The following is a 21,770-nucleotide window of genomic DNA, read 5'->3' as shown; positions in this document are numbered from 1 at the left end:
ATTCGATCCAATGGAGACAGGACGTGTCCCGTCAGGTGTTCCTCTACGATCCCCCGGACCGCTTCGTGGCCGGTACGGTCGGACTGCCCGGGCGCCGTACGTTCTTCCTCCAGGCCACCGCCGGCCCCCGGGTGACCAGCGTGGCCCTGGAGAAGACCCAGGTCGCCGCGCTCGCCGAACGCATGGACGAACTGCTCGACGAGGTCGTACGCCGTAGCGGCGGCAACGCCTCCGTGCCGGCCGTGGCCCCCACCGAGGTGTCCGACACCCGCCCCCTCGACACCCCCGTCGAGGAGGAGTTCCGGGTCGGCACCATGGCGCTGGCCTGGGACGGCGACGAGCAGCGCATGATCGTCGAGGCGCAGGCCCTGGTGGAACTGGACGCCGAGTCCGACGAGGACCTCGCCGAGGCCGAGGAGCGGCTCCTCCAGGACGAGGAGAACGGCCCCCCGATGCTGCGTGTCCGGCTCAGCGGCGCGCAGGCCCGTGCCTTCGCCAAGCGGGCCCTCGACGTCGTCAACGCCGGCCGGCCGCCGTGCCCCCTGTGCAGCCTCCCGCTCGACCCGGAAGGACACGTATGTCCGCGCCAGAACGGATACCGCCGGGGAGCGTGACGGCCACCCGTACGCCCGCCGAACTGCTCGCCGAGGGTGAGCTGACCGTACGCGGACGCATCCGCGAGGCGTCGAACGCGGCGCTGTACTGCACGGTCTCCTACGAGGGGCAGGAAGCCGCCTGCATCTACAAACCCGTGGCCGGTGAGCGGCCCCTGTGGGACTTCCCCGACGGCACCCTGGCCGAGCGCGAGATGGCGGCGTACGAGGTCTCCGAGGCGACCGGCTGGGGGCTCGTACCGCCGACCGTGCTGCGTGAGGGGCCGTACGGCGAGGGGATGTGCCAGCTGTGGATCGACACGGAGGCGGCGGACGGCGACGGGCTGCTCGCCCTGGTCGACGGTGAGGAAGCCGGGCCCGGGTGGAAGGCGATCACCCTCGCCGAGGTGGGCGAGGGGAAGACGGCACTGCTCGTGCACGCCGACGACGAGCGGCTGCGGCGGCTCGCCGTGCTGGACGCGGTGATCAACAACGCCGACCGCAAGGGCGGGCATCTGCTCCCGGCCGACGAGGGGCGGCTGTACGGGATCGACCACGGCGTCACCTTCAACGCCGAGAACAAGTTGCGGACCCTGCTGTGGGGATGGGCGGGGGAACCGCTCACCCCGGAGGCGGTCGAGGTCCTGACGGGGCTGAGAGACTCGCTCGGGGAGGGCGGCGCGCTGGCCGTACGGCTGGCGGAACTGGTCACCGGCGACGAGATCGAGGCCACCCGGGGACGCGTGGAAGCGCTGCTGGCTTCGGGCAGGCATCCGGAGCCGAGCGGGGAGTGGCCGGCGATCCCCTGGCCGCCCGTGTGAGGGTGCGCGGCGCCGACGGGCGCTCAGGGCGACACGTATGCCCGTGGCTACGGCACTGAGACGAATCTCGCAAGACCGCCTTCCCGGCCATCTGGACCCGGTCCGGCTCGTATACGGAACATCCGTCCGGTTACGCTCATGACATGCATGCCTGGCCCGCTTCCGAGGTCCCCGCCCTGACTGGTCAGGGCCGCGACCTGAGGATCCACGACACCGCGACCGGTGCTCTGGTCACCCTCGACCCCGGTCCCGTCGCCCGTATCTACGTCTGCGGCATCACCCCGTACGACGCGACCCACATGGGTCACGCGGCGACCTACAACGCGTTCGACCTCGTACAACGTGTGTGGCTCGACACCAAGCGGCAGGTTCACTACGTCCAGAACGTCACCGACGTCGACGACCCCCTCCTTGAGCGGGCGCTGCGCGACGGGATCGACTGGGCGGGACTCGCCGAGAAGGAGACCGCTCTCTTCCGGGAGGACATGACCGCCCTGCGGATGCTCCCCCCGAAGGACTACATCGGCGCCGTCGAGGCGATACCCGGCATCGTCCCGCTCGTCGAGCGGCTGCGGGACGCGGGCGCCGCCTACGAGCTCGAAGGGGACGTCTACTTCTCCGTCGCGGCCGACCCCGACTTCGGCAAGGTGTCCAACCTGGACACCGCCGCGATGCGGCTGCTGTCCGCCGAGCGCGGGGGCGACCCCGACCGGCCGGGCAAGAAGAACCCGCTCGACCCGATGCTGTGGATGGCGGCCCGGGAGGGTGAGCCGAGCTGGGACGGCGGTTCGCTGGGCCGCGGTCGCCCCGGCTGGCACATCGAGTGTGTCGCCATCGCCCTCGACCATCTCGGTATGGGCTTCGACGTGCAGGGCGGCGGCTCCGACCTCGTCTTCCCGCACCACGAGATGGGCGCCTCGCACGCTCAGGCGCTGACCGGCGAGTTCCCCATGGCCAAGGCGTACGTCCACGCCGGCATGGTGGCGCTCGACGGCGAGAAGATGTCGAAGTCGAAGGGCAACCTCGTCTTCGTGTCCGCGCTGCGCCGCGAGGGCGTCGACCCGGCGGCCATACGGCTCGCCCTGCTCGCCCACCACTACCGGGCCGACTGGGAGTGGACCGACCAGGTGCTCGCGGACGCGGTCGCGCGGCTCGGGCGCTGGCGGGCCGCCGTGTCCCGGCCGGACGGGCCGACCGCCGACGCGCTCGTCGAGGAGCTGCGCGAGGCTCTCTCGAACGACCTGGACGCCCCGGCGGCACTGGCCGCCGTGGACCGCTGGGCGGCCCTCCAGGCGGAGCGGGGCGGCACGGACGAGGGCGCCCCCGGCGTCGTCTCCCGAGCTGTGGACGCCCTGCTGGGCGTGGCGCTGTGACGGAGTAGCCGTAGTACGGGACAGGGGCGCCGGGCGGGTTCAGCCGCCCGGCGCCCCCTTGCTGTCGAGGTGCTGTCGAGTCTCCGGGTAAGGCTGTGGCGGGAGTCGGCATGTGATGTGGTGTCAGGGCCAGTTGACCCGCAGGACCGGCCAACTGCCGGTCCCCTCCTGGAGGGAAACCCCGTGGCACCCACGCACGGTTCCTTCGCACACCACGTCAGCCGCCGCGGACTCCTCGCCGCGGGAGCCGCCACCGTCTCCGCGGCCCTGGTCGCCTCACCGGCCGCGGCCTCCCCGAAGACCCTGCCGACCCTGATACCGCTGCCGGACGGCTTCCGCCCCGAGGGCATAGCCACCGGCTCCGGCCCCTACGCCTACCTGGGCTCCCTGGGCGACGGCTCGATCTACCGCGCCGACCTGCGCACCGGCGCCGGCGAGATCATCTCGACCGGGCCCGGCACCCCGTCCGTCGGCCTCAAACTGGACGGCCGGGGACGGCTGTTCGTCGCGGCCCGCACCGAGGGCGCCCGAGTGGTGGACACCCGTACCGGGGCGGTCCTCGCCTCGTACGCTCTCACCACCGCGACCCCCACCTTCGTCAACGACGTGTTCCTGACCCCGCGCGCGGCGATCTTCACCGACTCCTTCCAGCCGGCGCTCTACGTCCTCCCCCTCGGCCGGGGCGGCGCACTCCCGGGCACCGGCGACGCCGTACGGATCACCCTGAGCGGCGACTGGAGCCAGGTGCCCGGCGAGGTCGTCAACGCCAACGGCATCACCGCCACGCCCGACGGAAAGGCGCTGCTCGTCGTCCAGTCCGGCGTCGGCGGACTGCACAAGGTGGACCCGCGAACCGGGGTCACCCGGCTCGTCGACCTGGGGGACGCCGCCCCGCTCACCAACGGCGACGGACTGCTGCTCCTCGGGCGCACGCTGTACGTCGTACAGAACCTGCAGAACGCGATCGACGTGTTCACGCTGTCGGGGGACGGGAGCCGCGGGGTCTTCCAACGCCGCATCACCGACCCGGACTTCGACGTGCCGACCACGGCGGCCGTGTACCGGAACCGGCTGTATCTGCCCAACGCCCGGTTCACCACGACGCCGACGCCCCAGACGACGTACGCCGTGGTCTCCGTGGAGCGCTGAGAGGCCGCTGGGCGCCCGCACGCGGGCGGATACGGAGAAAGGGCCGGTGCGCGTCGTGCGCGCCGGCCCTTTCTCCGTACCTGACGCTCACTCCTCGGGGGAGTCCTCGTCGTCCGTGCTCGGCAGCTGGGGCGGCTTCGGCGGCTGCGGTTTGGGGCGGCCCGCCGGGTTGTCCCGGAGGTACGACCCGCTGTCGGTGCCGTCCGCTGTCGCGTGGCCGCCCGGGGTCGGGCCGGGGCCCGCGGGGCCGGTGCCGTCGCGGCGACGCAGATAGCGTTCGAACTCGCGGGCGATGGCCTCGCCCGTCGCCTCGGGCAGCTCGGCGGTGTCCCGGGCCTCCTCCAGCGTCTGTACGTACTCCGCGACCTCGCTGTCCTCGGCGGCCAGCTGGTCCACGCCGACCTGCCAGGCACGCGCGTCCTCGGGCAGTTCCCCGAGCGGGACGCGGATGTCGATCAGGTCCTCCAGGCGGTTCAGGAGGGCCAGCGTCGCCTTCGGGTTGGGCGGCTGCGACACATAGTGCGGGACCGCCGCCCACAGCGACACCGCCGGTACGCCCGCGTGCGTGCACGCCTCCTGGAGGATGCCGACGATGCCCGTGGGGCCCTCGTACTTCGTCTCCTCCAGGTCCATCCGCTGGGCCAGATCCGCGTCGGACGTGACCCCGCTGACCGGAACCGGACGGGTGTGCGGGGTGTCGCCGAGCAGGGCGCCCAGGACCACCACCAGCTCCACGCCCAGTTCGTGCGCGAAGCCCAGCAGCTCGTTGCAGAACGAGCGCCAGCGCATCGACGGCTCGATGCCCCGGACGAGCACCAGGTCACGGGGCTTGTCGCCGCCGACCCTGACCACGGACAGCCTCGTCGTCGGCCAGGTGATCTTGCGCACACCGCCGTCCAGCCACACGGTGGGGCGGTTGACCTGGAAGTCGTAGTAGTCCTCGGCGTCGAGCGCCGCGAACACCTCGCCCTTCCACTCCCTGTCCAGATGCGCGACAGCGCTGGAAGCGGCGTCGCCGGCGTCGTTCCAACCCTCGAACGCGGCCACCATGACTGGGTCGATCAGCTCGGGAACCCCCTCCAGCTCGATCACCCAGCGCCTCCTTCCGATGTGCCCTCGCTTGACCACCCAACCTTACGGCGTGCGGCGGGGGCGCCCGCAGCCCCCTCGCACGGGGGAGTGAACGGATCACTGCCCCGATAGTCACCCCGGAACACCACCTGTGAGCCACCCGCACCACCCCCGCCCATCCATCCTCAATCATCTGAGCGGTCGGGAGGCGGTGTCGGAGGGCTCCCCCAGGCGCGGAGTCACGGCTGCGGCACGGGTTAGAGGGTCGACCTCAGCCACTGCTCCACGCTGGCGATATGCACCGTCGCCCACGACCGTGCCGCCTCCGCGTCCCGGTCGCGCAGGGCGCCCAGGATCGCCCGGTGCTCGTGCAGGGTGCGGCTGACCGCGTCCTCCTGGGTCAGCCCCCGCCAGATCCGGGCCCGGGTGGTGGGCCCGGACAAGCCGTCGAGGAGGGAACACAGCACCGAGTTGCCGGAACTCTGCACGATCCCCCGGTGGAACTCCAGGTCGGCGGCGACCAGTTCCTCCACCGACGGCTCACCGCCCAGCCGCTCCAACTGGGCGGCCAGCGCGTCCAACTGCTGTTCGCTGACACGCGCCGCCGCCATCGCGGTGGCGGCCGGCTCCAGGATGCGGCGGACGGCCAGGAACTCCAGGACGGTGTCGTCGCGGTGGAAGTCGACGACGAAACTCATCGCTTCGAGCAGGAGTTGGGGATCGAGGCTGGTGACGTAGGTGCCGTCGCCCTGCCGGACGTCGAGGATCCGGATGAGCGACAGGGCGCGCACCGCCTCCCGCAGGGAGTTGCGGGAAAGCCCCAGTTCGGCGGCCAGCTCGCTCTCCTTGGGCAGCCGGTCCCCGGGACGCAGCGATCCGGAGACGATCATTCCCTTGATCTTCTCGATCGCCTCGTCGGTGACTGCCATGGCGGGCCTCCCTGTCGTTCAGACATCCGATGTCTCAGGCCATTATGGGGGTTCAGTGGGCTGAACGGGGCACAAAACGCGATGTCAGCCCGTACGAGGGTGCCCTGCCGGCCGCCGGAACGGTACCTGCGCGCTGCTGGTTCGGTGCGATGTCAGAGGAGTGCTTCCAGGTCCGCGAGCGCGGCGGCCTCGTCGAGCGTGGTCAGGGTCCGGTTCCGCATCAGCACGCGGCCGTCCACGACGGTGTCCCGGACGTCCGCCGAGTGCGCCGCGTACGCGAGCGTCGACCAAGGGTCGTGCTGGGGCCGCAGATGCGGGGCGTTCAGGTCGAGCACGATCAGGTCGGCCCGCTTGCCCGGCTCCAGGGAGCCCAGCCGGTCGCCCAGGCCCAGCGCCTTCGCGCCCTCGACGGTCGCCATGCGTACGGCCTGTTCGGCGCCGACCGCCGTGGGGTCGCCGCCCGCCTTGTGCACGAGGGCCGCCTGCCGCACCGCCCCCAGCACGTCCAGCGTGTTGGAGCTGACGGCGCCGTCCGTGCCGAGCCCGACGGTCACACCGGCGCTCAGCAGCCGGGGTACGGGGGCGATGCCGCAGCCGAGCTTCAGGTTCGACACGGGACAGTGGGCGACGGAGGTGCCGGTGCGCGCCAGCGCCGCGATCTCCGGACCGGTGAGGTCCACCGCGTGGGCCAGCAGCAGGTCGGGGCCCAGGAGGCCGAGCGAGTCGAGCAGTTCGACCGGGCGCTTGCCGTACCGCACCTCGACGGTGGCGACCTCGGTCGCGTTCTCCGCGGCGTGGATGTGCAGCAGCGCGCCGAACTCCCTTGCCAGGGCGGCGATCTCGACGAGCTGGTCGGGGGAGAGGGTGTAGGTGGAGTGGGCGAAGAGGATCGGGCGGTGGCCGGGGCGCGGGGTGCCACGGGCGGCCAGGTCCTGGCGGGCCCACGTCAGCCGGTCCTCGTAGGCGATGCCGTCGGGCGGTTCCGGTACGTCCATGAAGGTGGGGCCGCTGTGCAGTCGCCAGCCCGCCTCGCGCGCCACCTGCTCGGCCGCCTCGTGGAACCAGTACATGTCGAGGGCGGAGGTCACTCCGGCCCGTACGCTCTCGGCGAGCGCGACCCGGACCGCCGCCGCGACGTTCCGCGGGGACAGCAACTGGGCCTCCCACTTGAGCACGCGCTCCAGGAAGCCCTGAAGGGTGACGTCGTCGGCCCGGCCGCGCAGGAACGTCATCGCGAGATGGGTGTGCGTGTTGACCAGGCCGGGCAGGACAAGGCAGTTCGCGGCGTCAAGGGACTCGTCGGCTGTGAACCGGGTTGTCAGCTCGTCGGTCGTGCCTACGGCGACGATCTCGCCGTCCCGGACGGCAACCGCGCCGTCCTGCACGACCGTGCCGGCCTCGTCCACGGTGAGCACGTCACCGCCGTGCACCAGCAGGTCGATCCGCTCGCTCACACGACTCATACGAGGGGCTCCTTGGCCTTGGCCTCGTCCTCGGTCTCGTTCTCGGCCAGCAGGCGCAGCGCCTCCAGCGACACGACCGCGCCGCGTTCGACGCCCTCTGTCACGACTTCCCGGTGGGGGTTGTATCCACCGGTGACGGTCTCGTCGACGAGCTCGTCCGCGTTCGCCCCGTCGACGACGACCACTCCGCCCGCGACCAGTCCGCGCAGCGAGGCCGTCACCAGCAGCGCGCTCAACTCCATCTCGATGGCCGCGAGTCCGGCGCCCTCGTAGGAGAAGAGGGGGAGAAGGCCGGGCTGAAAGGCGGCCCGCGTCCACACGATGCCCCGGTGGTGAGGAGCGCCCGCCTCGCGCGCCGCCCGCTGGAGCGCGAGCACCGCCTCCGGGGAGGACACCGCCGGGTACTCCGGGGGCAGCAACTGCTGGGTGACACCGTCGTCCCGGACGGCCGCCTCGGCGATGACGAGGTCGCCGTCGCCGATCCCCGGCTTCATCGCACCCGCCGTACCGAACCGCAGGAAGGTCCGCACACCGGCGTCCGCCAGCTCCTGGAACAGCAGAATCGCCCCCGGAGCGCCCACCCCGTGCGAGGCGACCAGCATCGGCACGCCCTTCCAACTCCCGGTGAACACACGGTATTCGCGGTGGTACGACACTTCCCGCGCGCCCTCCAGCCTGGCGCCGACGAGAGCGGCGCGCTGCGGGTCGCCGACGACCAGCGCGCGCGGCGGTAGCCCCGCGCGGGGTATCCGGGTGACGGGCAACAGGTCCTGCGTCATGAAACGGCTCCAGCGGAAGAGGACGAGGAAGGGGAGTGGGAAGGAGAGAGGGAAGGCGACGCGGAGGGGGCGCGGCGACGGCGGCGGCCGGTCGTCAGGAAGAGGGCGCCGAGCGTGACGACGTACGGCGCGGCGTCGGTCGCCTGCTGGGGCAGGCCGAGGCCCTGGAGACGGAAGCCGGCCGCCTCCGCGAGTCCGAACAGCAGCGCCGCCAGCAGCACCCCGAGAGGCAGTGCCCGGCCCAGCATCACCGCGACCACGGCGATCCAGCCCCGCCCCGCCGTCATGTTCTCGGAGAACAACGTGACGTTGCCGAGGGCGAGTTGTGCCCCCGCGAGCCCGCACAGCCCACCGGAGACAAGCACGGCCCCGTACTGGTACCTGACCGGACTCACCCCGAGCGTGGCCGCCGCGTCCGGCGCCTCGCCGACTCCGCGCAGTCTGAGCCCCCACACATGCCGGGACAGCATCAGCGCGGCCACACCGACCGCCGCCCACGCCAGATAGGCGAGCGGCGAGAAGCCACCGACCAACGACAGCCCGGCCAGTGACGGATCGTCAAAAGTGCCCTGCACACCGAAGACGGTACGGAGGAGGAAGCTGGTCAGGCCAACTGCCAGGAGATTTAGGGCGATTCCGAGCACCACCGCGTCGCCGCGCAGAGTCACCGCGCCCACGGCCAGGATCAGGGAGTACGCGGCGGAGGCGAGCGCCGCCGCCAGTACGCCCAACCAGGGGCTGCCGGTGAACCAGCTCGTGGCCACGGCGGTGAAGCAGCCCATCAGCATCATGCCTTCGAGGCCGATGTTGAAGACGCCCGCCCGTTCGCAGATCGCCCCGCCGAGCGCCGCCAGCAGGATGGGCGTCAGCGCGCGCAGCGCCGACATGACGAGATCGGAGTCGAAGAACATCAGACCAGCTCCCCTTGCGGGCTCTGCGGGGCTTGCTCCGTGTCGCGTTTGCGGGAGAAGCGAGTGAGGCGCGGGAAGCGCAGTCGGGCCGCCAGGAACACGATCACGATCGCCTGGAGTATCTGCGTCAGCTCGCGCGGTACCTCCGTCGTCCGTTCCATCGACAGGCCGCCCACCTGCAGCACGGCGAAGAAGAAGGACGCGACAACCGTGCCGACAGGTGCGGCGCCGGCCAGCAGGGCCGCCGTCAGACCTGTCCAGGTGTAGCCGGACGACGTGAGCGAGCCGTCGAGGAAGCGGTACGGGAAACTCAACACGCCTATGGCGCCCACGAGTCCGGCCAGCGCACCCGACACCGCCATCAGCCGGAGCGTCAGGCCCCCGCGCTCGACGCCCGCATAGGCGGAGAACCGCGAGTTGAGACCGGTCATCCGCATCTCGTAGCCGAACACGGTGCGCCGGTCGGTGAACCAGTACGCGGCGGCGACCACGACGACCAGCAGCAGCCCGACCGTCACGGTCGACGAACCGAACGTGGCCAGCGCGACCCCGTCCGGCAGCTGCCGGGTCTGGGGGAGGCTGGAGCCCGGTTCCTTGAGCGGGTAGCGGGCCAGCCAGGAGGCGAGGGACGCCGCCGGATAGCTGAGCAGCAGGCTGCTCACCAGCAGCGGCACGCCGAACCGGTTCTCGCACAGGGCGGCCAGGGCCGCGTACCCGGCGCCGGCCGCCATACCCGCGAACAGCGCGAGGACGACGGTGAGCGGCGCGGGCAGCGGCGAGTACAGCCCCGTCACGGCCGCCGCCATCCCGCCGAGCACCAACTGGCCGTCCCCGCCCAGGTTGATGAGCCCGGCTCGCAACGGCACGGCCAGCGCGAGCGCCAGGCCCAGCACGCTCGTCAGGGTGGTCAGCGTCGACCCGATCCCGTCCGCGCCGAGTGAACCGCTGAGCACCGCGCCGTACGCGGCGAGGGGATCGGCGCCGGTCCCCACGAGGAACAGGGCGCCGACGACGACTCCGGCGAGCACCGAGGAGGCGACGGGGGAGCGGAGTGCTTTCGCCATGCGGGTCACCGGTGATGTTCGGGTTGCTTGTTCCATGTCAGTGTCTGACCTCCACCGGGGCTCCGGGAGCCGGGCTGTCGGCGCCGCCCGCCATGGCGAGCCCGAGCGTCCGTTCGTCCGCCTCGGCCTTCGTGTACGACGCGGTCACCCGGCCCTCGTACATCACCAGGACCCGGTCGGCGAGCCCCCGGATCTCGCTGAGCTCGGCCGAGACGAGCAGGACGGCGTGGCCGGCGTCGCGGTAGGCGATCAGCTGGTCGTGGATGTTCTGGACGGCGCCGATGTCGACCCCGCGCGTGGGCTGCTCCACGAGCAACAGCGGTGCCTCGTGGGCGAGTTCGCGCCCGATGAGCAGCTTCTGCAGGTTGCCGCCGGACAGCGACGACGCGGGCACCTCCGGGGAGGCCGCCTTGATGCCGAAGCGCTCGACGAGGCGCCGTGCGTGACCTCGTACAGCGGCGGGCGGCAGCAGCCCGCGTGCGGACAGCGACGTACGGTGATGGCCCATCGCCAGGTTGTCCGCGACCGACGCGGCGGGCGCCGTACCCACGGCGTGCCGGTCCTCGGGGACATACGCGAGGCCCTTGGCGCGGCGCTCGGTCGCGGTGGCGTGTGTGATGTCGTCGCCGAGCAGCGCGACCCGGCCCGAGGTCACCGGACGCAGTCCGGCCAGCGCCTCCACCAGTTCGCTCTGGCCGTTGCCGGCGACGCCCGCGATGCCGACGATCTCCCCGGCGCGGACGCTGAGTCGCACGTCCCGTACACCGGCCGTGGCGAGGCCGGCGACGTCCAGGATCACGTCACCCGGGGTGCCCGGGGCGTGGACGCGGTCGAGTTCCACGGCGCGGCCGGTCATCGCGGCGGCGATCTCGGCGGCGGATGTCTCGGCGGTGACCAGCCCGGCGACGACCCGGCCGTCCCGCAACACCGTGACATGGTCGCTGCCTTCGAGGACCTCGCGCAGTTTGTGGGTGACCAGGATGACCGAACGACCTTGTGCGGCAAGGGACTTGAGAACCGCGAAGAGGGCGTCCGCCTCGGCGGGTGTCAGGACGGCGGTCGGCTCGTCGAGGATGAGCGTCCGGGCGCCGCGGTGCAGCAGCTTCAGGATCTCCACCCGCTGGCGCAGCCCCACGGGCAGATCACCGACCCGGGCGTCCGGATCGACCGCGAGGCCGTGTTCCTCGGCGAGCTCACGCACCCGGCGGCGGGCCGCGCCCCGGTCCACCAGGCCGAAACGGCGTGGCTCGGCGGCGTAGACCACGTTCTCGGCGACCGTGAGCGAGTCGAACAGTTTGAAGCTCTGGTGGACCATGCCGAGCCCGGCGGCCATCGCGTCACCGGGATCGGCGAAGACGACCTCGCCCCCGTCCACACGGACCGAACCGGCGTCCGGGCGTTCCATCCCGTACAGCACCGACATCAGTGTCGACTTGCCGGCGCCGTTCTCGCCCATCAGGGCATGGATCTCGCCGCGCCGCACGGTCAGGTCGACGGAGTCGTTGGCGAGCGTGCCGGGGAACCGCTTGGTGATTCCCCGGAGTTCGACGGCCGCCGCGTCCGGGTCAGCCGACGGCGGCGGGGTCATCGACCGTCAGCTCTCCGGACACGATCTGGTCGCGCAGCGCCTCGATCTTCTTCAGGACGTCGGGGTGCTCGGCGATCACGCACTTGGACGAGCCGACGCCCTTCTCCAGACCCGTGAGGCTGATCCCGCCCTCCTTCAGACCGTACGAGGTGGTCGTACCCGTCTGACCGGCGAGGACCTGCTCGATGCCCTTCTCCACGGCGATGTCCGTGCGCTTGATCACATTGTCGACGACCGTGCCGGGCGCCGAGGGGCACTGGTTGACGTCGACGCCGTACGCGAACGCGCCCTTCGCCTTGGCGGCCTCGAACACGCCGTAGTTGCCGGCCGCGGCAGCCGCCATCAGCTGGTCGTAGCCCTTGGAGACAGGTCGTTCGCCTGTTCCTTGGCGCGCGCCGAGTCGTCGAACGGGGACTGGCCGCCGACGAAGCGGGTACCGGTCTCCGTCTTCGCCGCGACCTGCTGGGCGCCGGCCGCGAAGGGGTCGCTGAAGCGGCGGAACACGGGCGTGTCCAGCACGTCCACCGCGCCGACCTTGCCGCTTTTGCTCAGCAGCCCCGCCTCGGCGCCCGCGAGGAAGACGCCCTCGTGCTCGCGGAAGACCCCGCAGCTGACGTTGTCGAGCGCCCTGGTCGTGCACGCGTCGATCATCAGGAACTGCTGCTTCGGATGCGCCGCCGCCTGCTGCGCGACCAGGTCCGCGAACTCGAAGCCGACCAGCACGACGACGTCGGGCTTCGCGTCAACGGCGGCCTGCACGTTCTGCTGCTGGGAGGCGGTGTCGGTGGACTCGAACACCTTCGCGGTCCCGGTGTGCGCCTTCGCGGCTGCCTTGACGCCGGTCACGGCCAGCTTGAGGAACTCGTTCTGTCCGACGGCGTCCGGCGTGACGAGCGTGAACGACGTGCTGCCCGCGCCGCTGTCGGAGGACGCGTCGTCCTTCGCGGCGGCGTTGCAGGCGGTGGCACCGGCGACGAGCAGCACGCTCATGGCGGCGAGCGGGAGCGTACGACGGGATCTGCGAGGCATCGGGGACCTTCCGAAGGCACGTACGGCACAGCCCGCGCTCTGCGCTGAGCCCGAGGGTGGGGAGAGAAAAGAGGGGGCGGGACGGGGACGCGGAGGGGGACGGGTCAGCGTCGACAGCCGTCGCTCGCACAGTGGCCGTGGTCGAGGAAGCGGCGCATGGTGAGCGGCACGCGTCCTCCTTCACCTGGGCCCTGCTGGTGCGGGTGCTGGACTCTAACACCGGAGTTCGGCCACCGGCCCAGCTGTCTCGAACTGTGGTTCTTCGAGGTCATGTACGGTGTCGCGCACCGCCGGAACTTCAGGAGCGTCCCGTTATGCCCCAGGAACTGCGCGCCGTCGGCTGGACCGGAAACAGCCTCGCGCTCATCGACCAGACCCTGCTGCCGCACCGCCACGAGACCAGGGATGTCCGCGATGTGGACGCGTTGGTGGACGCGATCCAGCGGCTCGTCGTGCGGGGCGCGCCCGCGATCGGCGCGGCGGGCGCGTACGGGGTCGCGCTGGCGCTGCTCCAGGGCGAGCGTGCGGGCTGGACGCAGGAGCAGGTGCGCGAGGCCGTGGCCCGGATCCGCGAGGCCCGGCCGACCGCGGTCAACCTCATGGTGTGCGTGGACCGGGTCATGACCCGCTTCGAGGAGGGCCTGGAGGCGGTACTCGAAGAGGCCGCCGCCGTGCAGCGCGAGGACGTCGAGGGCAACCGCGCGATGGGCGCGCACGGCGCCGACTGGCTGCTCAAGCGTGTCGCCGACACCGTCGGGGACCGCCCGCTGCGCGTCCTGACCCACTGCAACACGGGTGCGCTCGCAACAGCCGGATGGGGTACGGCACTTGGTGTCATCCGCGAACTGCACGCGCGAGGCCGGCTGGAGCTCGTGTACGCCGACGAGACGCGCCCGCTGCTCCAGGGCTCGCGCCTGACCGCCTGGGAGCTGGTCCAGGAGGGCATCCCGCACTACGTCCAGGCGGACGGGGCCGCGGCGGGCACGATCCTGCGCGGCGAGGTCGACGCGGCGATCGTCGGCGCGGACCGGATCGCGGCGAACGGGGACACCGCCAACAAGGTCGGCACGGTCGGGGTCGCACTGGCCTGCGCGGACGCCGGAATCCCGTTCCTGGTGGCGGCGCCCACGACCACGGTGGACCTGGCGACGGCCACCGGCGACGACATCCACATCGAACTCCGGGGCGAGAACGAGGTGTTGGAGTGGGCAGGCGTCCGCACGGCACCCGCCGAGTCGCGCGGCCACAACCCGGCGTTCGACGTGACGCCGGGCAGGCTGGTGACGGGACTGGTCACCGAGCGGGGCGTGTTGGAGGTCTCCGCCGGTGAACTCCCGGGCGACCGCTTGAAGTAGCGATTCCCCGCGCCCCGATAGGGGCGCGGGGAACTGCGCGACCAGCCCCCACCGGCCCGCGGTTTGACTACCGTCCGTCCCGCGGAGCGCTGAGCTCCAACTCCAGCAGCCACTCCACGACTTCGGTGTGGTGCCGGGCCTGACGGGGGTTGTCCCCCCACACGTACAGACCGTGCCCCGCGACCACCACGGCCGGCATCCGGGGGTCGCGTGCCGCCTCCAGCCGGTCGCCGAGCACCTTCATGTCCTGGCTGTTGGCGATGACCGGCAGGGTCACCTCGACGTCGTGGGCGGGCCGGCCGACACCCTTGAGCATCTCGATGTCCTTGAACACGATCCCGCCCGGCTCACGCCGGCCCATCGCGACCGACGCCACGGTGTGCACGTGCACCACCGCACCGGCCCCGGTCAGCGCGGCGACCCGGGCGTGCAGCTCGGCCTCGGCGGACGGCTTGCCGCCCTCGACAGCCGCGCCCCGCGAGTCGACCAACACCACGTCGGCGGGCGTCAGTTCGCCCTTGTCGTGACCGCTCGCGGTGACCGCCAGAAGGAGCGGACTGCGGGACAGCACCACGGACAGGTTCCCGGAAGTGCCCCGCATCCAGCCGAAGGAGGCGAAGCGGGCGGACTCGGCGGCGAGTACCGCCCCCGCCTCCTCCAGGTCGAGGGTGCTGATGTCGGCGGTCATGTGGTGCTCCTTGAACTGGTGATGCTGATCTCGTCGAACGACCCCGCCTGCGCGTGGTCCCCGACGCCCTGCTCGTAGTACGGCTCCCCGGGCCGCCGGATCCCCACGGCCCGCCACCCGGCGGCGCGCGCCGCGTCCAGCTCGCCCGGCCGGTCGGAGAGGAAGAGGAGACGGCTCGGGTCGGCGGTGCCGGTGGCCTCCGCGATCCGGCGGTACGACTCCGGCTCCTGCTTGGGCCCCGCGTTCTCGGTGTCGTACAGGCCCGAGACGAGCGGCAGCAGGTCGCCCTCCGGGGTGGACGCGAACCACGCGCGCTGCGCGGCGACCGATCCCGAGGAGTAGACGTAGAGCCGGAGCCCCGCCGTGTGCCAGGCGCGCAACGCCGGCAGGACGTCGTCGTAGAAGTGCGAGACGAGGTCGCCGCGCGCGAAGCCCTCGGACCAGATGATGCCCTGAAGCGTCTTGAGGGGCGTCGCCTTGCGTTCCTCGTCCAGCCAGGCGTTGAGGGTCTTCTCGACGAGCACGGCATCGGCGTCGGGCTCGTCGATCAGCTCGCGCACCTGCGCGACCGCCCGCGCCACCTCCGGATCACCGCTCCGCTCCGAGAGCAGTGCTCCGAAACGAGAGCGTGAGTACGGATACAGCACGTCGACGACGAACCCCGTGGCGCTCGTGGTGCCCTCGATGTCGAGCACCACGGCATCCACGTCGTCCACGTCATGGTGCGACGTCACGCGGCGGCCCTGTCCTGCTGGAACCCGGCGTCGATCGTGTCGTAGTCCGGGAAGCGGGAGGCGATGGCCGAGCCGGTGAAGTTGCCGATCCAGCCGTCCTCCTCGTGGAAGAAGCGGATCGCGGTGAAGGCCGGGCTGGTGCCCATGTCGAACCAGTGGGTGGTGCCGCGCGGCACGCCCAGCAGGTCGCCCTTCTCGCAGTACACGGCGTGCACCTCGCCGCCCACGTGCAGATAGAAGATGCCGGAGCCGGAGACGAAGAAGCGGACCTCGTCATCGTCGTCGTGCGTGTGCTCCTGGAGGAACTTCGCGCGGGCCGCCTTCGCCTTCGCCGGGAACTCCGGGTCGTCGCTGGGGTGCAGACCGAGGACGTCGACCGTGGTGAAGCCCTCCTCGGCGTTCAGCTTGTCGATCTCCGGGCCGTACGCGGCGAACACGGTGTCGCTGTCGGCGTCCGCCGGCACGTCCTCGCGGATCGGCCACTGCTCGTAGCGCACCCCGATGGGGGCAAGCGCGGCGGCGATCTCGGCCGGGTCGGAGGTACGGCGCACGACGGTCTCCGGGCCGGACTCGGGCCAGGTCGTCAGCAGGGTCATGGGAGCAACTCCAGAGGGCTCAAGGGGGGAGTGGAGTGTGGAACACGGGAGAACGAGGGCAGCGAACAAAGGCAGGAACAGGAGGTGACGGGCCGGTCGTCAGTCGCGACAGCCGCGACACCGCGCGTCGGTACAGCGTCGTACCGCTGTCGCGCAGGGTGTCGTCATCATCGGAAGCCTCACTGTTCCGGATCGGATGCCGGTTCCGTGATGGTAACTCCCGTCGGCGGGTCGTCAGAGTGTGACGAATCCGGCGTTCCATATGCTGAGATCCGGTGTCCAAGGCTTTGACGAATGGCTGGAAACGTTCTCATGATCTCCCTATGAAGACGCTGCTGCTCGTGCGGCGGCTGTACGTGGACTTGCTCCGGTCGACCACAGCCCGCTGTCGCTGACCTGACCCGGAGTACCCGAGACGCCCCCGGCCGTGGCGTGGATCCCACCCCACGCCGCCGTACCGCGCTCGGGGCCGGACACTCCCGCGCCTACGCCTTCAGGCCATCGCGCCCCTTCATCTCCCTCTCCCTCCCGTACCGCCCCGCACCTGGAGTCCCGCCATGTCCCGCACCCGTCTTCCCCTCGCCGCGCTCTCGCTGGCCTCCGTCTCGGCGCTCTTCCTCGCGGGCTGCTCGCAGTCGACGAACGCCTCCGAGAACACCGGCGACACGGGCGCCTCCGCCTCCGCCGCCACCGGCACGAAGCCCGCGCCCTTCGACAAGGGCACGGTCAAGGTCGCGCTGGTCCGCCAGAGCGGCGCCGGCGACTACTTCGAGCAGTGGGGCAACGGCGCCAAGGCGCAGGCCAAGGCCCTCGGCATCGACCTGACCGTGTACGACGCCCAGGCCGACAACGCCAAGCAGGCCACCGACCTGTCCTCGGCGATCAACTCGGGCGCGCAGGCGATCATCGTGGACCACGGCTTCCCCTCGACGATCCAGCCCGAGATCGACAAGGCCGTGAAGAAGGGCGTCAAGGTCGTCGTCTACGACGTCGACACCGCGACGAAGGGCGTCGTCAGCACCGAGCAGGACGACGCGAGCATGGCCCAGGCCGTCCTCGACGTGATGGCGAAGGAACTCGGCAAGAACGCCAAGGTCGGCTACGTCAACGTCGCCGGCTACGCGGCCCTCGACAAGCGCGACAGCGTCTGGAAGTCGGCGGTCGACACCAACGGCTGGAAGCAGGCGTTCAAGGTCGGCAAGGTCACCGACTCCACCGCCACGGACAACGTGCCGCTGGTCTCCGCCGCGCTCACCCAGCACTCGGACGTGACGGGCGTCTTCGCCCCCTACGACGAGCTGGCCAAGGGCACCGTCCTCGCCGTGCAGAACAAGAAACTCCAGGACAAGGTGAAGGTGTTCGGCGCGGACGTCTCCAACGCCGACATCCAGAACATGACCGCCGCCGGCAGCCCCTGGGTCGCCACCGCGGGCACCGACCCGTCCGCCGTCGGCGCCGCGGTCGTCCGTACCGCCGCCCTGGAACTGGCCGGACAGCTGAACAAGACGTCGGTCGAGTTCCCGGCCGTCGCCATCACCCAGGACTTCCTGAAGAGCAAGAACATCCAGAACATGGACCAGCTGCGCGCCGCACTGCCCGCGCTGAACCTCTCCCAGGTCAGCACGGCCGACTGGATCGCCAATGTCGCCCACTGAGGCGTCGAAGGCGTCTGAGCCGTCCGAGGTGTCGCACGCCGCTCCGGCCTCGCCGGCGGTCGGTCTGCGGGACGTCAGCATGGCCTTCGGCGGCAGAACGGTCCTGGAGTCCGTCTCGCTGGACATCGCACCGGGCAGCGTGGTCGCGCTGCTCGGCGCGAACGGGGCCGGCAAGTCCACGCTCATCAAGATCCTGTCCGGCGTCCACACGGACCACGGCGGCGAAGTGACGGTGAACGGGGTCCGGGCCGCTCTCCAATCGCCGCTCGCCGCCCGCCAGTTGGGCATCCAGACGGTCCACCAGCGGATCGGCGAGGGCATCGTGCCCGGGCTCACCGTCGCCGAGAACCTGGTCTTCGAGGAGCTGGCCCAGGCACGCGGCAACCCGTTCTTGAACGGGCGCCGCGTACTGGCCCGCGCCCGCGAGATCCAGTCGGCCCTCGACCTCGGCTGGAGCGACGCCCTCCTCAAGCGGGACGTCACCGAACTCGGCATTTCCGACCGCCAGTTGCTGATCCTCGCCCGAGCCCTGGCCACCCGCCCCGGGCTGCTGATCCTCGACGAACCGACGTCCGCGCTCTCCGCGGCGGAGGCGGAACGCCTGTTCGCGCTGGTCGAGAAGATGCGCGACGACAACATCGCGGTCCTCTACGTCTCCCACCGCCTCGGCGAGATCGACGCGCTGGCGGACCGACTGGTCGTCCTTCGGGACGGCCGTCTCACCGAGGACCAGGTCAAACCCTTCGACTGGGACAGCGCCCTGCGCGCCATGCTCGCCCAGGCCCAGGAAGCGACCACCGCCCGCCCCCGCGCAGAGCACGCGCCCGGCGAGACCCTCCTGTCCCTGCGCGGCGTACGGCTCCTGGACGGCCGTACACCCCAGAACCTGGACCTGCGAGCGGGCGAAGTCACCGGCATCGTCGGCCTGTTGGGCGCCGGCAAGTCGGAACTGGCCCGCGGTCTCTTCGGCGCGGAACCCTTCGCCACCGGCGCCGTCGAGCTGGACGGCAAGCCGTACGCGCCGCGCCGCCCCGCCGACGCGATCCGGGCCGGCGTCCACCTCGTCCCCGAGGACCGGCACGCGGATGCCCTGGTCCCCGGCTGGTCACTCGCCCAGAACATCTCGCTGCCGTTCCTCAGGTCCCTCTCGACGGCCGGGCTGGTGAACCGCTCCAAGGAGGACGCCCTCGGCCGCGACACCATCGAGGCCCTCGGTGTCGTCGCCCGGGACGAACACAGCACCGTCGAGGAGCTGTCCGGCGGCAACCAGCAGAAGGTCGTCGTCGGCCGCTGGCTCGCCGAACGCCCCCGCGTCCTCATCCTGGACGAACCGTTCCGAGGCGTGGACATCGGCGCCCGGCGCGACATCGGCCGCCGCGCCCGCGCCCTCGCCGCCGAGGGCGCCGCCGTACTCGTCCTGTCCGCCGACGTCGACGAGATCCTGGAGGTCGCCGACCGGGTCGTCGTCCTCGCGGCCGGCGAGATCCACCTCGACGCGTACGGCGAGGACGCGGAACGCGACCGGGTCATCCGGACCATCTCGGCGTCGGTCTGATGGGGGGCGCTCCGCGGGTCGGGCGGTCTTCGGCTGCGGCTCGGTGGGGGCTGGTCGCGCAGTTCCCCGCGCCCCTGAAGGGGCCGCCGGCCCCGCCGGGCAACTCCACTCCGCCACCCGCACCCGCTACCCGTCTCACGCCGGCCCCATCGCACGCCATCCCAGGAAGCACCCCATGACCACCACCAAGAGCGCCGCCCCCGCGAAGACGGCGCCCCCGTCCACGCTCGTCGCCGCCGCGGGCCCCCGCATCCAGAACGCGGTCATCAAGTACGGCTTCATCTTCGTCACCGTCACCCTCTTCGCGTACTTCGCGCTGAGCGAGCCGTCCTTCCGCGACTCCGCGACCCTCCTCGACACCCTGCGGTACGTCTCCGTCGCCGCGATCCTCGGCCTCGGTGTCACGCTCACCATGGCCGTCGGCGGAATGGACATGTCGGTCGGCGCGGTGGCCGGGCTCGGCGTGACCGTCGCCGCGAAGACGATGGTCACGTACAACCAGGTCGGCGTGGTCGCGATCATCGCGGTGATCGTCGCGGGAGCGCTCGCGGGACTGCTCAACGCCCTGCTCATCGTGGTCCTCAAGATCCCCGACATGCTGGCCACGCTGGGCACCATGTTCGTCATCCAGGGCACCAAACTCATCCTGGTCGACGGCCAGTCCATCACCCCGGGCATGACCCGGTCCGACGGCACGACGGCCCCCGGCAGGTTCACCGAGGGCTTCCTGCGCATCGACCGGGGCACGATCCTCGGCATCCCCGTCTCCGTGGTCATCTTCGGCGCCCTCACCGTCGTCGCCTGGGTCTTCCTGGCCCGTACCCGCTGGGGCCGCGTGCTGTACGCGATCGGCGCCAACCCGGAGGCCTCCCGCCTGGCCGGCATCCGCGTGGGCGCGTACCGGGCGCTGGCGTACGTCCTTTCCGGCGTCCTCGCCTCGATCGGCGGCCTGATCCTGGCGGCGCGCATCGGCCAGGGAGACGTCTCCGCGGGTACCTCCCAACTGCTCGAAGCCGTCGCCGTCGCCCTGGTCGGCACCTCGGTCCTCGGCCGGGGACGCCCGAACGTCTGGGGCACCGCCCTGGGCGCGGTCCTCATCGGCATCATCACCACCGGCCTGACCATCAAGGGTCTGCCGTACTACACGCAGGACGTGGTCGAGGGCGCCGTCCTGATCCTCGCCCTGGTCTTCAGCTTCACCCTGTCCAAGCGCCGCACCGCATAAGGAGGTTCACGATGGGCTACCGCATCCTGGAGCCGGCCGACGTCCCCGCGTACCTGAACGAGCGCGGACACTGGGCGAACCCGGCGGACATCGAGGTCCGCGAGGTCTCCGACGGCAACATGAACCGCGTGTTCCTCGCCAGGTCCACCGACGGCACCCGCAGCCTGGCCGTCAAGCAGGCCCTGCCCTGGGTCCGGGTGGCCGGCCCGTCCTGGCCGATGAGCCCCGAGCGCGCCGACGCCGAGGCTCGGGCGTACGAGCAGGTCGCGAAGGTGGCCCCCGACAAGATCCCGGCGATCCTCGGGTACGACCCCGAGAACTACGCCCTCGTCATGGAGGACATGTCCGACCTGGAGGTCCTGCGCACGCTCCTCAACGAGGGCGCGTCGTACGGCCCGCACACGTCCGCCCGGATCGGCGAGTTCGTCGCCCAACTGGCGTTCGCGACCAGCGACTTCGGCATGGAGTCGGCGGACCGCAAGGCACTCCTGGCGGCCTCGGTGAGCCCGGAGCTGTGCAAGATCACGGAGGACGTGGTCCTCGCCGAGCCGTACGTCGAGCACGAACACAACCACTGGCACGAGGGCTTGGACGACCTGGCCACGGAGTTCCGCGCGGACGCGAGGCTCCGCACGGAGGTCGCCGACCTCCGCCACACCTTCATGACGAGCGCCCAGGCACTCCTCCACGGCGACCTGCACACCGGCAGCGTCATGGTCGGCGAACGCGAAGGCACCCCGGTGGTACGGGTCTTCGACCCAGAGTTCTCCTTCGTCGGCCCGATCGGCTTCGACCTCGGCCTGTACTGGGCGAACGCCCTGGTCTCGGCGGAACGGGCCCGCGCACTGGGCTCTTTGACGGACCACGCCGACCAACTCGCCCTGTCCTGGAACGCGTTCGAGTCCGAGTTCCGCCACCTGTGGCCGACCCGAACCGGCACCTTCTTCGACGACGCGTACCTGGACCGCTTCCTGCGCAGGATCTGGACGGAGGCAGTGGGCTACGCGGGTACGGAAATCATCCGCAGAATCATCGGCTTCGCCCACCTGACAGACCTGACGACCCTCCCGGACCCGGTACCGGCCTCCCGCAGGGCCCTACTGATCGGCCGCGAACTGATCGTGCGTAGGGGCGAGCTGAACACCCCGAGCGATGTAGAAGCGCTAGCAGAGGGCATTTAGGGGCGCGGGGA

The 21,770-nt window shown here is 71.3% G+C and carries 19 protein-coding genes and 1 pseudogene; 9 read left to right on the top strand and 11 right to left on the bottom strand.

Annotated features, from left to right (window positions below; genetic code table 11):
- The first annotated feature begins 23 nt into the window (after positions 1-23).
- The 4 genes from QA861_RS32555 (at position 24) to QA861_RS32540 (ending at position 3,936) form a co-directional block, all read left to right on the top strand.
- On the top strand, positions 24-614 hold the full coding sequence (locus QA861_RS32555; RefSeq protein ID WP_006376908.1) for a DUF3090 domain-containing protein: 591 nt from the start codon (positions 24-26) through the stop codon (positions 612-614).
- On the top strand, positions 578-1,414 hold the full coding sequence (locus QA861_RS32550; RefSeq protein ID WP_334592224.1) for an SCO1664 family protein: 837 nt from the start codon (positions 578-580) through the stop codon (positions 1,412-1,414). Before QA861_RS32555 ends, QA861_RS32550 begins: the two co-directional genes overlap by 37 nt.
- Before the next feature lie 143 nt (positions 1,415-1,557).
- Entirely contained in the window at positions 1,558-2,787 is a 1,230-nt protein-coding gene (mshC, locus tag QA861_RS32545; protein WP_334592223.1) for a cysteine--1-D-myo-inosityl 2-amino-2-deoxy-alpha-D-glucopyranoside ligase, read from the top strand.
- A gap of 183 nt (positions 2,788-2,970) precedes the next feature.
- A complete protein-coding gene (locus tag QA861_RS32540) occupies positions 2,971-3,936 on the top strand; it encodes an SMP-30/gluconolactonase/LRE family protein (protein ID WP_334592222.1) in 966 nt (321 codons plus the stop codon).
- A gap of 87 nt (positions 3,937-4,023) precedes the next feature.
- Here QA861_RS32540 and QA861_RS32535 read toward each other — a convergent pair whose 3' ends face one another.
- From QA861_RS32535 to QA861_RS32500, 8 genes and pseudogenes are all read right to left on the bottom strand, one after another.
- Positions 4,024-5,028, bottom strand: a complete 1,005-nt coding sequence (locus tag QA861_RS32535) for a PAC2 family protein (protein WP_334592221.1) — start codon at positions 5,026-5,028, stop codon at positions 4,024-4,026.
- 236 nt (positions 5,029-5,264) lie between these two features.
- A complete protein-coding gene (locus tag QA861_RS32530) occupies positions 5,265-5,936 on the bottom strand; it encodes a FadR/GntR family transcriptional regulator (protein ID WP_334592220.1) in 672 nt (223 codons plus the stop codon).
- Positions 5,937-6,088: 152 nt separating this feature from the next.
- A complete protein-coding gene (locus QA861_RS32525) occupies positions 6,089-7,399 on the bottom strand; it encodes an amidohydrolase (RefSeq protein ID WP_334592219.1) in 1,311 nt (436 codons plus the stop codon).
- Positions 7,396-8,178, bottom strand: a complete 783-nt coding sequence (locus tag QA861_RS32520; protein WP_334592218.1) for a nucleoside phosphorylase — start codon at positions 8,176-8,178, stop codon at positions 7,396-7,398. The genes QA861_RS32525 and QA861_RS32520 overlap by 4 nt, the downstream gene beginning before the upstream one ends.
- Positions 8,175-9,089, bottom strand: coding sequence for an ABC transporter permease (locus QA861_RS32515; protein WP_334592217.1), 915 nt, complete (start codon positions 9,087-9,089; stop codon positions 8,175-8,177). Before QA861_RS32515 ends, QA861_RS32520 begins: the two co-directional genes overlap by 4 nt.
- Positions 9,089-10,153, bottom strand: coding sequence for an ABC transporter permease (locus QA861_RS32510; protein ID WP_334592216.1), 1,065 nt, complete (start codon positions 10,151-10,153; stop codon positions 9,089-9,091). The genes QA861_RS32515 and QA861_RS32510 overlap by 1 nt, the downstream gene beginning before the upstream one ends.
- 37 nt (positions 10,154-10,190) lie before the next feature.
- Positions 10,191-11,741, bottom strand: coding sequence for an ABC transporter ATP-binding protein (locus tag QA861_RS32505; protein WP_334592215.1), 1,551 nt, complete (start codon positions 11,739-11,741; stop codon positions 10,191-10,193).
- Positions 11,719-12,770, bottom strand: a pseudogene (locus tag QA861_RS32500) (BMP family ABC transporter substrate-binding protein). The gene QA861_RS32505 and the pseudogene QA861_RS32500 overlap by 23 nt, the downstream one beginning before the upstream one ends.
- Positions 12,771-13,084: 314 nt before the next feature.
- Between QA861_RS32500 and mtnA the strand changes: the two are divergent.
- A complete protein-coding gene (mtnA, locus tag QA861_RS32495) occupies positions 13,085-14,125 on the top strand; it encodes an S-methyl-5-thioribose-1-phosphate isomerase (protein WP_334592214.1) in 1,041 nt (346 codons plus the stop codon).
- A gap of 67 nt (positions 14,126-14,192) precedes the next feature.
- Here the strand turns inward: mtnA and mtnB are convergent, their stop codons facing one another.
- Genes mtnB through QA861_RS32480 form a run of 3 tightly spaced genes read right to left on the bottom strand, consistent with a single transcriptional unit; the run spans position 14,193 to position 16,143 of the window.
- Positions 14,193-14,813, bottom strand: coding sequence for a methylthioribulose 1-phosphate dehydratase (mtnB, locus tag QA861_RS32490; protein ID WP_334592213.1), 621 nt, complete (start codon positions 14,811-14,813; stop codon positions 14,193-14,195).
- On the bottom strand, positions 14,810-15,547 hold the full coding sequence (mtnC, locus tag QA861_RS32485; protein WP_334592212.1) for an acireductone synthase: 738 nt from the start codon (positions 15,545-15,547) through the stop codon (positions 14,810-14,812). The genes mtnB and mtnC overlap by 4 nt, the downstream gene beginning before the upstream one ends.
- Positions 15,544-16,143 carry a 1,2-dihydroxy-3-keto-5-methylthiopentene dioxygenase gene (locus QA861_RS32480; protein WP_334592211.1) on the bottom strand — a complete coding sequence of 200 codons (600 nt, stop codon included), beginning with the start codon at positions 16,141-16,143 and terminating at the stop codon, positions 15,544-15,546. The genes mtnC and QA861_RS32480 overlap by 4 nt, the downstream gene beginning before the upstream one ends.
- A 557-nt stretch (positions 16,144-16,700) precedes the next feature.
- Here QA861_RS32480 and QA861_RS32475 point away from each other — a divergent pair.
- The 4 genes from QA861_RS32475 to mtnK all read left to right on the top strand — a co-directional run bounded on the left by QA861_RS32475 (position 16,701) and on the right by mtnK (position 21,759).
- Positions 16,701-17,798: a substrate-binding domain-containing protein gene (locus tag QA861_RS32475; protein WP_334592210.1), complete on the top strand. Its 1,098-nt coding sequence runs from the start codon at positions 16,701-16,703 to the stop codon at positions 17,796-17,798.
- On the top strand, positions 17,785-19,353 hold the full coding sequence (locus tag QA861_RS32470) for a sugar ABC transporter ATP-binding protein (protein WP_334592209.1): 1,569 nt from the start codon (positions 17,785-17,787) through the stop codon (positions 19,351-19,353). The genes QA861_RS32475 and QA861_RS32470 overlap by 14 nt, the downstream gene beginning before the upstream one ends.
- 175 nt (positions 19,354-19,528) lie before the next feature.
- Positions 19,529-20,578, top strand: coding sequence for an ABC transporter permease (locus QA861_RS32465; RefSeq protein ID WP_334592207.1), 1,050 nt, complete (start codon positions 19,529-19,531; stop codon positions 20,576-20,578).
- Between the two features lie 11 nt (positions 20,579-20,589).
- Complete coding sequence (mtnK, locus tag QA861_RS32460; protein WP_334592206.1) at positions 20,590-21,759, top strand: S-methyl-5-thioribose kinase; 1,170 nt, start codon at positions 20,590-20,592, stop codon at positions 21,757-21,759.
- The last annotated feature ends 11 nt before the right edge of the window (positions 21,760-21,770 follow it).

Origin of the sequence: Streptomyces sp. B21-083 (assembly GCF_036898825.1) — a bacterium.
In the GTDB taxonomy this organism is placed as follows: Bacteria; Actinomycetota; Actinomycetes; order Streptomycetales; family Streptomycetaceae; genus Streptomyces.
Note: the sequence above shows the minus strand (reverse complement) of the source record. Positions and strands in the feature narration are given on the sequence as shown.

Excerpts from the sequence above, each read along its gene's own strand:
- QA861_RS32550 (WP_334592224.1), top strand. The coding sequence starts at position 578 with ATGTCCGCGCCAGAACGGATACCGCCGGGGAGCGTGACGGCCACCCGT.
- mshC (WP_334592223.1), top strand. The coding sequence starts at position 1,558 with ATGCATGCCTGGCCCGCTTCCGAGGTCCCCGCCCTGACTGGTCAGGGC.
- QA861_RS32530 (WP_334592220.1), bottom strand. The coding sequence starts at position 5,936 with ATGGCAGTCACCGACGAGGCGATCGAGAAGATCAAGGGAATGATCGTC.
- QA861_RS32525 (WP_334592219.1), bottom strand. The coding sequence starts at position 7,399 with ATGAGTCGTGTGAGCGAGCGGATCGACCTGCTGGTGCACGGCGGTGAC.
- QA861_RS32520 (WP_334592218.1), bottom strand. The coding sequence starts at position 8,178 with ATGACGCAGGACCTGTTGCCCGTCACCCGGATACCCCGCGCGGGGCTA.
- QA861_RS32515 (WP_334592217.1), bottom strand. The coding sequence starts at position 9,089 with ATGTTCTTCGACTCCGATCTCGTCATGTCGGCGCTGCGCGCGCTGACG.
- QA861_RS32510 (WP_334592216.1), bottom strand. The coding sequence starts at position 10,153 with ATGGCGAAAGCACTCCGCTCCCCCGTCGCCTCCTCGGTGCTCGCCGGA.
- QA861_RS32505 (WP_334592215.1), bottom strand. The coding sequence starts at position 11,741 with ATGACCCCGCCGCCGTCGGCTGACCCGGACGCGGCGGCCGTCGAACTC.
- mtnA (WP_334592214.1), top strand. The coding sequence starts at position 13,085 with ATGCCCCAGGAACTGCGCGCCGTCGGCTGGACCGGAAACAGCCTCGCG.
- mtnB (WP_334592213.1), bottom strand. The coding sequence starts at position 14,813 with ATGACCGCCGACATCAGCACCCTCGACCTGGAGGAGGCGGGGGCGGTA.
- QA861_RS32480 (WP_334592211.1), bottom strand. The coding sequence starts at position 16,143 with ATGACCCTGCTGACGACCTGGCCCGAGTCCGGCCCGGAGACCGTCGTG.
- QA861_RS32475 (WP_334592210.1), top strand. The coding sequence starts at position 16,701 with ATGTCCCGCACCCGTCTTCCCCTCGCCGCGCTCTCGCTGGCCTCCGTC.
- QA861_RS32470 (WP_334592209.1), top strand. The coding sequence starts at position 17,785 with ATGTCGCCCACTGAGGCGTCGAAGGCGTCTGAGCCGTCCGAGGTGTCG.
- QA861_RS32465 (WP_334592207.1), top strand. The coding sequence starts at position 19,529 with ATGACCACCACCAAGAGCGCCGCCCCCGCGAAGACGGCGCCCCCGTCC.
- mtnK (WP_334592206.1), top strand. The coding sequence starts at position 20,590 with ATGGGCTACCGCATCCTGGAGCCGGCCGACGTCCCCGCGTACCTGAAC.